Source organism: Micromonospora krabiensis, from assembly GCF_900091425.1.
Lineage (GTDB): Bacteria > Actinomycetota > Actinomycetes > Mycobacteriales > Micromonosporaceae > Micromonospora > Micromonospora krabiensis.
Genome location: NZ_LT598496.1, coordinates 2,745,007 through 2,757,421, shown reverse-complemented (window position 1 = coordinate 2,757,421; position 12,415 = coordinate 2,745,007). Strand labels below are relative to the sequence as shown.

The window sequence follows — 12,415 nt, the reverse complement described above, 5'->3', positions numbered from 1 at the left end:
CGATCACTCCGCCTCCTCCCGCCGGGACAGGCGCACCTCCTCGATGTCCAGCCGGGACTGCACCAGCCGCAGCACGCCGTCGTCGATGCGGCGCTCGTCGCGCAACCGGACCACGGCGGCGCGCTTGTGGGCGAGCACGGCCAGGCGCAACGCCCGGTACTGCTCCTCGTAGCGCAGGGCGACGTGGTCGTCGGTCTCACCCCGGCTGGCCCGCAGCACCCGCAGGCGTTTGCGGTACTCCCGGTCGAGCCGGTCGACGACCTCCGGCCCGATGCCCAGTTCGTCGGCGAGCCGGGGCAGCACGGCGAGCGCCTCCTCGGTCGCCACCGTCTCGGCCAGGTGCCGCTCCTGCTCCACGGTGCTGTCGACGGGCAGCCGGGCCCAACGCACCACGGGCGGCAGCAGCAGACCCTGGACGACCAGCGTCACCACGATCACCCCGGTGGTGACGAACACGATCGTGTCCCGGTCGGGAAACGGCGCCCCGGACCGCAGCGTCTGCGGCACCGCGAGCGCCGCGGCGAGCGACACCGCGCCCCGGAAACCGGCGACCGCGCTGACCACGCGGGCCCGCGCGGCGACCCGGCGCAGTCGCTGCCGGGGACGGCGGTCCACCAGCCGGATCGCGTACGGGGTGGTGAAGTGCCAGGCGAAGCGCACCCCGATGACCGTCGCCGAGACGGCGGCGACCGCCATCAGCCCACGCGTGAGGTCGACGCTGGTCAGACCGCGGACAGCCGACTGGACCTCCAACCCGACCAGGACGAAGAGGGCCCCGTTGAGCACGAACGTGGACAACCCCCAGAACGCCGTCCCCTGCTGCCGGGTCTGGGCGCGTACCTGACGCGGGCCGGCCTGGCTCAACCACAGCCCGGTCACCACGACGGCGAGCACCCCGGACGCGTGGATCGTCTCGGCGACCAGGAACGCGGTGAACGGGGCCAGCAGGCTGACCAGGTTGTCCTGGAGCGGGTCGTGGACCCGGCGACGGGCCTGCAGCAGCAGCCACGCCGTTGCCACCCCGATCAGGGCGCCACCCCCGTACGCGACCACGACCAGCCACGACACGTGGCCGGCGCTGAGCGTCTCCTCGCCCACCGTGATGCCCACGGCCAGGCCGTAGATGACCAGGGCGGTGCCGTCGTTGACGAGGCTCTCGGCCCGCAGCACGGTGACCGTGCGGCGGGGCAGGGCCCGGGCGAGCACCCCGACCGCGGTCGCGTCGGTGGGCGCGACGGCCGCGCCGAGCGCCCACGCCGGCCCCCACGGCAGCCCGAGCGCGTGCGCCACCGCCGCCACCGCGGCGGCCGTCGCGATAACCAGCAAGGTGCTCAGCAGGACGATGACCCGCAGGTTGCTGCGGATCTCCCGCAGCGAGGTGCTGAGGCTCTCCCAGAACAGCAGCGCGGGCAGGAAGAGCAGCAGCACGATCTCGGGCGGCAGCTGCACGGCGCGCAGCGCGGGCACGAACCCCAGCAGCACGCCGCAGCCGAGCAGGAGCACCGGCGGGGCGACCCGGAGGCGACGTGCCAGGACGCTGGACAGGAGCAGAGCCAGGCCGACGAGCACCACGAGTTCCAGACCGAGCACGGCCCACCTCCACGCGCACCGCAGCGACGGGACGTGCCGGCCCCCGGGAACGAGGCCTGACCAGCCGGTCCGAGCCTATCGTGCGGGGAAGCGCAGGATGCGGTCGTCGCCGTCGCGGACGTCACCGCGCCCGTCGGTGTTGGAGGTGGTGACCCAGAGGGCGCCGTCCGGGGCGACCTGCACCGTACGCAGCCGGCCGTGGCTGCCGTCCAGCCGCGCCGACGGGTCACCCACCGTGTCGCCGTCCAGCGGGAGGCTCCACAGCCGCTCGCCGCGCAGCGCCGCCACGTACGCGGTGTTGCCCGCGATGGCGATGCCCGACGGCGAGGCGTCCCGTACCGGCCACGTCACGAGCGGGTTGGTGTACCGGCCGCCGGCGGTGTCGCCGTCGCCCTCCACCTCGGGCCAGCCGTAGTTGCGGCCCGGCTCGACGCGGTTCACCTCGTCCAGTTCGTTCTGCCCGAACTCCGTGGCGAACAGCCGTCCCTGCGTGTCCCAGGCCAGGCCCTGCACGTTGCGGTGGCCCAGGCTGTAGACCGGCGACCCGGCGGTCGGGTTGCCGGGCGCCGGCTCCCCGTCGGGGGTGAGCCGCAGGATCTTGCCGTTCGGGCTCGCCGGGTCCTGCGACCGGTCGGTGTCACCGGCGTCCCCGGTGCCCACGTAGAGCATCCCGTCCGGACCGAACGCGATCCGGCCGCCGTTGTGGGTGCGCGCCTTGGCGATGCCGTCGAAGACCACCTCGGGCTGCCCGCCGTCGAGCCGAAAGCGCACGATCCGGTTGTCCCGCTCGGCCGTGAAGTAGGCGTAGACCAGGCTGTTCTGGGCGTAGCCGGGGGAGACGGCGAGCCCGAGCAGCCCGCCCTCGCCACCGGCCGCCACCCCCGGCACCCGGTAGACCTCCACCGGGTCGCCACCGCCGAGGGCGACCCGCAGCACGCGGCCGGTGTCCCGCTCGGCGACCAGGGCGTCACCGCCGGGCAGGAACGCCAGACCCCACGGGACGTCCACCCCCCGGGCGACCTCCTCGCCGGCGTCCAGGTCCGGCATGCCGGAGGGGGCGCTGACGGCGCTGCTGGTGGCGAGGCCACCCGGTGCCGGGCGCGGGTCGCCGCCGCTGTCGCAGCCCGCGGCGACGCTCACCGCGAGCACCGCCAGCCACGCCCGTCGCCACCGGTTGCCTGCCGTGCTGAACGCCATGCTGATCCTCCAGGGGTGGGGGGAGCGGCCGGCCGGGGACGCGGCCACGTCGTTCCAGTGTCCGCGAGGACGGCCACCGGAGCCAGACGATCACGAGCGCGGGCTCCGTCAGCGCGACGCCTCCGGTCCGAGCGGCGCGCCGCCGGCCCGGCGCTCGGCGCGGAAGCGCGACGGCGGCACGGCGTGGTAGGCGAGGAACGCCTGGCGCAGCGACTCAGTGGAGCCGAAGCCGCAGCGGCGCGCCACGGCGGCGAGGGGGAGGGTGGTCGACACGAGCAGGTGCGCGGCGGCCTCGGTCCGCGTCCGGCGCACGTACTGCGCGGGTGTCTCCCGCAGGTGGGTGAGGAACAGCCGGGAGAGGTGCCGCTCGCTGACTCCCGCGAGCCGGGCCAGGGTGGCGGCCCCCAGATCCCCGGCGAGGTGGCTGACGATGTGGTCCCGGGTGCGGAGCACGACGAGGTCGTCGCCCGGCGTCCGGGACAGGAACATGCTCATCTGGGCCTGGCTGCCCGGCCGTTGCAGGTAGGCGACCATGCCCAACGCGACGCCACGGGCGAGCGCCGTGCCGTGGTCCTCCTCGATGAAGGAGAGGGTCAGGTCGAGGGCGCTGGTGACCCCGCCGGAGGTCGCGACGTTGCCGTCCCGCACGAAGATCGGGTCCGGGTCGACGCGCACCTCCGGGTAGGCGCGGGCGAGCTGCTCGGCGTACATCCAGTGGCTGGTGGCCCGGCGGTGCGCGAGCAGGCCGGCTTCGGCGAGCACCGTCGCGCCGGTGCACACCGACGAGACCCGGCGCGCCAGCCCCGCCAGGCGTCGCACGTGACCGACCAGGGTCGGGGTCGCCGCGGCCGCCAGGTGCCCGAGCCCGCCGGAGACCACCAGCGTGTCGGGCGGGGTGGTGAACCGCTCCAGCGCCACCTGGGCCTCCAGCCGCAGACCGGAGTCGCAGGTGACGGCGTGGCCGCTCGGCGTGGCCAGCACCGTCCGGTAGGGAGGGCGCGCGCCACCCCGGTTGGCGATGTCCAGGCTGGAGCTGACGCAGGCGATGTCGAGCAGCTCCGCGCCGTCGTACGCGACGATCAGGACCAGCCGCTCCCGCATGCCTCACGCTAACCCGGACGGCCCGCAGCGGCGGCACCAGGATTCCGGCACCGCTGCCCACGATTCCGGACCGGCCGGGCCGGCGGTCGTGACCGGGCCCGCGCGACCGGGCCACGATCGGCGCCATGACAGGGACGACACACTCGCACCCGGCGACCTCGACCGACCGCTGGCCGAGCGCCCTGGGCCTGGTCGCCGCCGGGGGCGCCATCGCCGTCATGGCCCTCGGCGACCGTGAGGCCGCGCTGTTCGGCCCGAGCATCGCCACGATGGCCGGGATCTACCTGGTGGCGTACGCCCTGGGTCGCCCGTGGGCCGCGTGGCTGGCCTTCCCCGCGCTGAGCGCGGTGGTCGCCGTGCTTCACGTCCTGCGGGCGCGGGACGTGGCGGCCCTGGACCCGGCGGTCGGCATGACGGTGCTGCTGGTGCCGCTCTGGCTGTGGGCGGTGGCCCGGCGCCGGTTCACCGAGCCCCGGACGGTCACGCTCCAGACCGTCGGGATGCTGGCGTTCGGCGCGGTCACTCTCCTCGCGAGCGCCGTTCAGTCCCGGCTGGCCGTCCTGGTGGCCGCCGTCGGATTCCTCGCGCACGGTGTCTGGGACGCGTACCACTTCCGCGTGAACGCCGTGGTCAACCGGCCGTGGTCGGAGTTCTGCGGCGTGGTCGACCTGGTGGTCGGCGCGGCGCTGGTCGTCGTCGCGGTGGCCTGACCCTCGGTCGTGCGGGCCTCCCCGGGCGGCGGCGTTTCGACTACGGTGATCGCATCGTGTTCTCGTCGCGTCGCCGGGTCCTCATCGCCGTGCTGGGCGCCACCGTCGCCCTCGGCGCGGCGACGGTCGCCGTCGTCCAGCTCACCGGCGACAGCCCCGACGAGGCGCCGCCGCCGGTCCGCGTCGTCCAGCCCGGCGCGCCCGGGCAGCCCGGCCGCACCCTCTCCCCGGCCGACCGGTCCCAGTTGCCGGCGCCGCCCGCCCACACCGACGCCGACACCCGGTTCATGCAGCACATGATCGGCCACCACACACAGGCGCTGGAGATGACCGCCCTGGTCGCCGACCGCGCGCAGAGCGCCGACGTGTCGCTGCTCGCCCGTCGGATCGAGACCTCGCAGGGCGAGGAGATCACGCAGATGCAGCGGTGGCTCACCGAGCGGGGCGAGGAGGTCCCCGGCCCGCACACGCACCACGCCGGGCAGGACGCCGAGATGCCGGGCATGCTCACCCCCGAGCAGTTCCGCCAGTTGGAGCGGGCGCGCGACGGCGAGTTCGACCGGCTCTTCCTCAACCTCATGATTCGGCACCACGAGGGCGCGTTGACCATGGTCCGGCAGCTCTACGCGACCGGCGGCGGGCTGGAACCGGCGGCCGACAAGTTCGCCCGCGAGGTCGAGGCGGACCAGAGCATCGAGGTCAGGAGCATGCGGGAGCTACAGACCCGCCTCGCCGGCTGACCGGCGCGGCCCGGCCTCCCGTCGGTGCGAGCCGGCTACCGCGTGGTCTGGTCCTGCTCCTGCGCCGAGGCGCCCGGGCTGGTGCTACCACTTCCGACGCCATTCGAGGCGACCGCGATGCGCCACGGCCGGGAGGTCCCCGCGCTGGACGTACAACACCTCGTCCTCAACCCACCAGACGTCGCCGGCGAAGAGGAAGACCGGAGCGTCCAACGTCAGGGCGAGGAGACACCCGCCGGAACTGCCGGGCAGCGCCGCCACGTCGTCCACCAGCTCCGCCCGCGCCGCGGTAACGGGCTCGGTCATCACGCCGCCATTCTGACCCTGTCCCACGGCCCTACGCTCCCGGCAGGAGTGGCGCCCAGAACACGGCGAGCTGTGGATCTTGGTGAGTTATGGCCCCTCTGGGGGCACAAATCGTCCAAGATCTGCAAGCGACGCCTCCACAGTGCTGCGAAACCCGCCTTGGGCACTGGGGCGCGGTTCGACCCCAGGCCAGGTGTGGCTCTAAGATCCTTCTCTTCGGCAGGTCTGCGCCTCCGGAGTCCTCGAAGGCGGATTCGCCATGATCCCCGATCCGACGAAGGTGAGCAGCCGCCTGGATGCGGCGCTGGCGGGTGTGGCCGCCACGTTCCAGGGCATGACCGCCCCATCGGCAGGAGTCCAACTGCGAGTGCCACTGGGGCAGCGCCGAGGAGTTGGCGCTACTCAAGACCCCTGACGTGCCGCTCGACGACGACCTGCTCCGCCGCACGTACTGGACGACAGACTGGCACTACCCCGGACCTCTGCTGCGCCGGATCCTGCCCCAACTGACCCGGAACCTCGTGGCGGGCCGCATCATGCCGATGGCCGGGATGGAGAGCCTCGGAAGGGTGTTCAGCCGCGGCCGGTGGCAGGAGTGGCCCGGCCAGCAACGGGACGCCCTGCGGGAGTTCCTGGACGCCTGGTGGCTGCACGTCCTGATCGAACCCGACGCGAAGGTGCCCGCCCATGAGGCCCTGACGCTCGTCGCCGAGATCACCACAACGCTGCTCCCGTGGTTGACCGTCTGGGCGGAGTCACTGACCAGCGCGACCGCGCGACGGCGACTGGCCACCGCGGTGGACGAGTGGATGTACGACCTACTGGGCGACAAGCTCCCCTGGCCGAGCCGGCACGACGAGGAAACGTGGTGCTCGGCGCTGTCGCTGTGGGTGCTGCGACACGCACCCGCCGCACTGACCGAGGACGAGGCGTCGACCGAGTTGTCCGACCAGGTGCGGCTGCTTGGCCTACCGTTCCTCGAACGGTGGGACCGGTAGGCCCGGCCGGGTCCGGACAGAGGGGTGCGCCCCGCCGAGATACCTCGGCGGGGCGCACCCCTCTGTCGGTCGACGGTGGTCAGTCGAGAGTGGCGCACTGGCCGGCGGCCGGCCCGGACACCGTGTTGGCCGCACCGAGGTTGATCGGCGCGGGCGAGTTGCCGGAGCAGGAGAGCGGGCCGCGTACGGTGCTGTCGGCGATGATCGGCTCGATGGTGCCGGTGCCGCCGCCGGTCAGGGTGACCGGCCCGTGGATCTCGGAGGACACGACGGCGGCGCTGCCCCGGGTGCCGGTGATGCTCACCGGGCCGCGGACGGTGCTGTCGTACAGGTGCACGGCGGCCGCGTTCGCCGCCGACACCGGTCCGGAGACCGACGCGTCGATCGCGAGGAGCGACGCGCCCGGCCGGACCGTCACCGGGCCGTTGACCCGTGCCCCGTCGAGGCAGGTGACGCCGGTGGCCGTGAGCGGCCCGTTGTGCCGTCCCGTGACGGTCGTGGTGCAGGTCCGGGAGAGCTGGTCGAAGCGGGCCCGGGCCACCGCGAAGCTCGGGGCCCAGCCGATCTTCGTCTGGTGCTGCGGGTTGAACTCCGGCAGCCGCACCTCGCGGGCTGCGGCGATCTCCGCCGCGGTCAGGTGCTCGCTCGGCCGCAGCCCGAACACGTCGAAGCCGCGCGCGATCTCACTGCCGTAGATCTGCCCGTTGTACCAGTACGCCGACCAGAAGCCGCCGAGGACGGTCGCCGTCGGGCTGATCGGCCCGCGGTCGAAGTAGCCGATCTCCCGGGGGTGGGCCGAGTCGGTGAAGTCCATCAGGGAGATGCCGCCCTGGTACCACGCCTGGACGAGGATGTCCCGGCCCGGCACGGGGATCAGCGAGCCGTTGTGGGCCACGCAGTTCTCCTGCGCGGTCTGCGGCACCGGCAGCTTGTAGTAGCTGGCGAAGCGCAGCTTCCGGTCGACGATGTCGAAGATCGCGTTGGCGCCCCACTGCGGCTGGTCGGTGGTCCGGCACCGGGCCCCGGTGCCGCCGCCCCACTCGTCGGTGAAGACGACCTTCGTGCCGTCGTTGCTGATCGTGGCCGAGTGCCAGTACGCGAAGTTCGGGTCGGCGACCTCGTCGATCCGCACCGGGTTGGCGGGGTCCGAGATGTCGATCAGGATGCCGTTGCCCTCACACGCGCCGGCCGCCAACCCCAGCTCCGGGTAGGCGGTGATGTCGTGGCAGGCGTCGGTGACCGGCGACGGACTCCACGTTCCGCCCGAGGGGTGGGTCGGCACGGGCGGGGTGTTCTGGAGGCCGTCGATCCTGCCGGTCGCCGGGTCGGCGAACAGGCGCGGGCCGCTGACCAGCGCGGCCTGCTCGGGGGCGGCCACCGGGACCTTGATGACGTCGATTCGCCACCGGGCCGGGTCGACGCCCGACGCGGGGGTGTTGTTGCAGCCGGCCATGGTGCTGGACGGCCGCACCCCGGCGGTGCCGGAGACGTAGACGTAGACGTTCGCGCTGTCGTCCGGGTCGGTGACGAGCGAGTGGGTGTGCGAGCCGCGGCAGGTCTGCACCGCCGCCACCTGCACGGGGTTGGCGACGTCGCTGACGTCGAAGACGCGTACGCCCTGGAAGCGGGTGCCGGCCGTCGGGTCGGTGCCGCAGTCGAGCCGGCCGCGGGTCTCCTCGACCGACATGAAGAGCAGGTTGCCGTGGACGGAGACGTCGCCCTGCCCGCCCGGGCACACCACGCTGGTGACGAGCGTCGGGTCGGCGGGCTGGCTGACGTCGTAGATGTTGAACCCGTTGTAGTTGCCCACGAAGGCGTGGTCGCCGCCGAAGGCCAGGTCGGAGGCGACGAAGCCGAAGTCGCCCGGGTTGGCCGGGTTGACGAAGCCGGCGGGCTTGTCGCGGTGGGCCAGCAGGTCGAGGTTGCTGATCGCGCTCTGCGCGTCCAGCCAGCCCGGCCCGAGCCCGATGCGGGGGTCGGGGCCGGGCTCCTGGCCCGACGCCGCCCCCGGCACCAGGGCCACGACCAGCGCGGCGACGGCCGCCGCGCCGATCAGTCGACGTCTTCTGAGGGAGGGTTTCGATCGAATCATGCGTACGCCCTTCACACAGCGCCCCCACTGGTGGCCGGCGTGCTTCGGGGCGTGTCGCACGCCGCGGTAGTAAGGACCGTACCGTCTGACGGGCGATTCAGATCATGGTCATATTCACGATGGATGCGAAATCGTTGATGTCGAGGGTGCTTGCGTCCCGACCTTGCTAGGGGGCGTCGACGACCTCGCGGCCGAGCGGCCAGAACGCCGCGGGCACGAGCTTGAAGTTGGCGATCCCGAACGGGATCCCGATGATCGTCACGCAGAGGGCGATGCCGGCGACGATGTGGGACAGCGCGAGCCACCAGCCCGCCAGCACGACCCACAGCACGTTCGCGAGACCGGAGGCTACGCCCGCGCCGGGCTTCGGCACGAGCGTACGGCCGAACGGCCACAGCGAGTACGACGCGAGGCGTAGCGAGGCCACCCCGAACGGGATGGTCACGACCAGGAGGAAGCAGATCAGCGCCGCGATCCCGTAGCCGAGGGCGAGCACCGCCCCGCCGCCGAAGATGAGCCACAGCACGTTCAGCAGAAAGCGAATCACCCTTCCAGCATCGCCCCCGTCCGCCAGCCGGGGGAGAGCGCGGTGCGGCGCTCAGAGCGCGAGGAGGGCCGTCATGGCGGCGTAGCTGGCCAGCAGCAGGACGCCTTCGAAGCCGAGGCGGCCCCAGCCGCAGGTCTGCCGGATCAGCAGGCCGCCGAGCAGGGTGGCGGTCATGAAGAGGCTGGTGGTCGTCGCGAGCAGTTCGTGGTGGCCGGCGCTGTGGTAGATCGAGCCCTGCCGGTAGGCGATGTCGCCGGCCACGAGGGTGAGCACGTCGACGATGTTGCCGCCCAGCACCGCGGCGACGGCCAGGGTGACCGCGCCGCGTCGGACGGCGGCGACAGCGGTGACGGTCTCCGGCAGCGCGTTCACCACGCCCATGAGTACCCCGCCGACGAACCCGGTGGTGAGGCCGGTGATGGCGACGAGACTCTCCGCGGCCAGCGCCACCAGCCACCCGCTCGCCGCGACGAGCAGGCCGACGACGGCGAAGCGGGTCCACAGCCACCGGGACGAGCGGAGGTTGAGCGGGCTGTCGTCGTGCGGGACGTCCGGTTCGGTCTCCGCCGTGGAGATCGCCTGCCACATCGGTTGGGCGCCGGCCCGCCGGATGAGCACCAGCCCACCGACGTACGCGGCGACGATGACCCCGGACATCGGGTCGACGCCGCCGACGGTGGTCTCCGGGACGTAGCTGGCCAGCAGGGCCAGGGCCAGCAGCGCGATCAGCAGGCACCCGGAGAGCAGGTTGGACAGCGAGGCGGCGGCGTGTTCGAGGTTGGCGCGCCGGTGGAAGGCGTCCGCGACGGCGACGGCGGTGGTCTGCGCGGCGATGCCGCCGACCGCGTTGCTGTAGCCGAGGCCGGCCTCGCCGCTCCCGGCGGCCACGACGGTCATGATGATGCCGGACAGGCCGGTCACGACGCCGAAGAACACGACGCCGAACAGGGCCTCGCCCCAGCCGGTGCGGTCGGCGAGCGCGTCACCCAACCCGGCGAGCCGGATGCTGCCGGCGACCGTGATCGCCCCGGCCACGAGAAACACCCCGGCGGTCCACGGCAGGGGCCAGGGCAGGGCGGTCGGATCCGGCACCGGCCGGGGGTTCCCCGATCCTGGCCGGTAATGCGCCGATGGGCGGTTCGGTACGAGAAGGTGGACGGCGGTCGGTCCCCGCATCGGGACGGCACCCTGGAGGATCATGGGGGCGGCCGTGCTTGGTGGCCCCGGCTCGTGGGCGGTGGGACGGTGCGGACGCGGGGGAGGACCGGGCGATGCGGGCAGCGGGCGGGACGCGCGGGTGGCGGCGGGTCGCGGTGGGTGCCGCGGCGCTCCTCGTGGGCGCGACGGGGACCCCCGTCGCCGCGCGCGCCGCGCCGACGCCCGGAGCCGACGCCGCCACGCCGGTCTGCGCGGTACGGGACCGACGGCTGATCGAGATCTCCGGGCTGGCCGCCATCGACGGCGGGTACGCCGTGGTCAACGACGGCGCCGACGACGAGTCCCGGCGGCGTATCTTCTTCCTCGGGCCGGACTGCCGGGTGGTCCGGGACGTGCCGTACCCCTCCCGGCCGCGCGACACCGAGGACCTCGCCGTGACGGCGGACGGCACGGTCTGGGTGGCGGACGTCGGCGACAACGACCGTTCGCGTACGACCGTCGCGGTGTGGAAGCTTCCGCCCGGCGCCGCCCGGCCCGTGCTGCACCGCCTGACCTATCCGGACGGGCCGCACGACGCGGAGGCGCTGCTCGTGACCGGCGACGGCCGGCCGGTGGTGGTGACGAAGTTCTCCGGCGCCCTGTACGCCCCGACCACCGCCCCGCGACCCGGCGCCACGGTGCCGCTGGCCCGGGTGGGGCAGGTGCGCCTGCCGGCCACCACGACCAGCAACCCCTTCGGCATCCTGGGTCGCGGCGCGATCACCGGCGCGGCCACCGCGCCCGACGGGAGCCGGGTGGTGCTGCGCACGTACGCCGACGCGTTCGAGTTCGACGTGACCGGCGGCGACGTGATCGCCGCGCTCACCACCGGCACGCCCCGGACCACCGCGCTGCCCGACGAGCCGCAGGGCGAGTCGATCACGTACGACCGGGACGGCCGGTCTCTGCTCACGGTCTCCGAGACGGCCGACCAGCCGCCCGGGACGGCGCCCCGGATCCTGCGCTACCCGCTGGCCGGCCCGGCTGCGGCCCCGCCCGGCGGCACGCCGGAGCCGACCTCCACGCCGACCGACGCCGCGACCGGGGCCGACCCGACCGCCGCCGTCGGGGCCGGTCGCCGGGGCGGTGACGTCCACCCGGCGGTGCCGCTGGCGGCCGCCGCCCTCGTGCTGGGTGCCGTGGTGGTCGCGGGCCTGGTCGCGCTGCGCCGTATCCGCCGCCGCTGACGCGCAACCGCCTCCCTCACCCGGTCGCGGACAGCCGCCGCAGACCCAGACCGGCGGCGACCACGACGGCCCCCACCAGCACCACCACCAGCGCGGGCGCCCACAGCGGCGCCGCCCGCAACGTCAGACCGCCGAGGACCGCGCCGACGAAGATCCCCAGCAGTCGGCTCGCCCCGCCCGCGCCGGCGGCGAGGTGGTGCGGGTCGAGCACCAGGCCGCGTACCACCTCGGTGAGCGTGCCGGTCAGGTACGTGGTGGAGGCGCCGCGCAGCCCGATGCTGACAGTGACCGCGCTCTGGATGCCGCTCGCCGCCGACGCGCCGCCGAGCAGGGCCAGGCTCTCCGCGCGCCCGGGTGCGCCGTCGCTGCCCCACCAACCCGCCGCGACGGCGACGAGTAGCAGCGACTGGGCGGCCACCACCATTCCCGTACGGCGACGCCAGCCCGGGCGCGCCCGACGCAGTGGCAGTGTGCCGACGGCCACGCCCACCGCGAACCCGCCCACCGCCACCACGCCCCCGGTGACCAGATGGCCGGTGGTCGTGGCGACCCCGTGACCGAGCTGCACCAGGTTGCCGGTGATGACGCTGGCGAACAACCCGCCGAGCTGGGTCACGCAGAACACGTCGAGGAGACCCGACGCGGTGGCGAGCACCACGAGCAGCCGGGCCACGGTCGCGTGGGGCAGGGCGCGTTCGTCGGCCCGGCCGGCACCCGGCCCGATCACCGCCGTGTCACCCGTCGGACCGC

12 protein-coding genes are annotated in these 12,415 nt (G+C 73.9%); 4 read left to right on the top strand and 8 right to left on the bottom strand.

The features are described from left to right. Positions 1–3 precede the first annotated feature (3 nt). From GA0070620_RS12220 to GA0070620_RS12210, 3 genes are all read right to left on the bottom strand, one after another. A complete protein-coding gene (locus tag GA0070620_RS12220; RefSeq protein ID WP_091590197.1) occupies positions 4–1,590 on the bottom strand; it encodes a Na+/H+ antiporter in 1,587 nt (528 codons plus the stop codon). Between the two features lie 75 nt (positions 1,591–1,665). Further along, complete coding sequence (locus tag GA0070620_RS12215; protein WP_091590194.1) at positions 1,666–2,787, bottom strand: PQQ-dependent sugar dehydrogenase; 1,122 nt, start codon at positions 2,785–2,787, stop codon at positions 1,666–1,668. A gap of 108 nt (positions 2,788–2,895) precedes the next feature. Further along, the gene (locus tag GA0070620_RS12210) at positions 2,896–3,888 is read right to left on the bottom strand and encodes a GlxA family transcriptional regulator (protein ID WP_091590191.1); all 993 of its coding nucleotides are present in this window, start codon (positions 3,886–3,888) and stop codon (positions 2,896–2,898) included. A 125-nt stretch (positions 3,889–4,013) separates the two neighbouring features. Between GA0070620_RS12210 and GA0070620_RS32940 the strand changes: the two genes are divergently transcribed. Together GA0070620_RS32940 and GA0070620_RS12200 are read left to right on the top strand one after the other, a co-directional pair. Then, positions 4,014–4,598: a hypothetical protein gene (locus GA0070620_RS32940; protein ID WP_091590189.1), complete on the top strand. Its 585-nt coding sequence runs from the start codon at positions 4,014–4,016 to the stop codon at positions 4,596–4,598. Positions 4,599–4,654: 56 nt separating this feature from the next. Further along, positions 4,655–5,338: a DUF305 domain-containing protein gene (locus GA0070620_RS12200; RefSeq protein ID WP_091590186.1), complete on the top strand. Its 684-nt coding sequence runs from the start codon at positions 4,655–4,657 to the stop codon at positions 5,336–5,338. A gap of 84 nt (positions 5,339–5,422) precedes the next feature. On the opposite strand, the gene GA0070620_RS12195 is transcribed toward GA0070620_RS12200, so the two are convergent. Further along, complete coding sequence (locus GA0070620_RS12195; RefSeq protein ID WP_157741600.1) at positions 5,423–5,644, bottom strand: hypothetical protein; 222 nt, start codon at positions 5,642–5,644, stop codon at positions 5,423–5,425. Between the two features lie 392 nt (positions 5,645–6,036). Between GA0070620_RS12195 and GA0070620_RS12190 the strand changes: the two genes are divergently transcribed. After that, positions 6,037–6,642, top strand: a complete 606-nt coding sequence (locus tag GA0070620_RS12190; RefSeq protein WP_231922342.1) for a hypothetical protein — start codon at positions 6,037–6,039, stop codon at positions 6,640–6,642. Positions 6,643–6,721: 79 nt separating this feature from the next. Here GA0070620_RS12190 and GA0070620_RS12185 read toward each other — a convergent pair whose 3' ends face one another. From GA0070620_RS12185 to GA0070620_RS12175, 3 genes are all read right to left on the bottom strand, one after another. Then, complete coding sequence (locus tag GA0070620_RS12185) at positions 6,722–8,734, bottom strand: LVIVD repeat-containing protein (protein ID WP_091590182.1); 2,013 nt, start codon at positions 8,732–8,734, stop codon at positions 6,722–6,724. A 166-nt stretch (positions 8,735–8,900) separates the two neighbouring features. Beyond that, positions 8,901–9,281: a YccF domain-containing protein gene (locus tag GA0070620_RS12180; RefSeq protein WP_091590179.1), complete on the bottom strand. Its 381-nt coding sequence runs from the start codon at positions 9,279–9,281 to the stop codon at positions 8,901–8,903. Between the two features lie 51 nt (positions 9,282–9,332). Then, positions 9,333–10,373 (bottom strand): sodium:calcium antiporter, encoded by a 1,041-nt coding sequence (locus tag GA0070620_RS12175; RefSeq protein ID WP_091590177.1) that lies wholly within the window; start codon positions 10,371–10,373, stop codon positions 9,333–9,335. Positions 10,374–10,552: 179 nt separating this feature from the next. Here GA0070620_RS12175 and GA0070620_RS12170 point away from each other — a divergent pair, with 179 nt between their 5' ends. Next, positions 10,553–11,665, top strand: a complete 1,113-nt coding sequence (locus GA0070620_RS12170; protein ID WP_157741599.1) for an SdiA-regulated/phytase-like domain-containing protein — start codon at positions 10,553–10,555, stop codon at positions 11,663–11,665. Between the two features lie 16 nt (positions 11,666–11,681). On the opposite strand, the gene GA0070620_RS12165 is transcribed toward GA0070620_RS12170, so the two are convergent. Further along, positions 11,682–12,392: a YoaK family protein gene (locus GA0070620_RS12165; protein WP_091590174.1), complete on the bottom strand. Its 711-nt coding sequence runs from the start codon at positions 12,390–12,392 to the stop codon at positions 11,682–11,684. Positions 12,393–12,415: the final 23 nt, after the last annotated feature.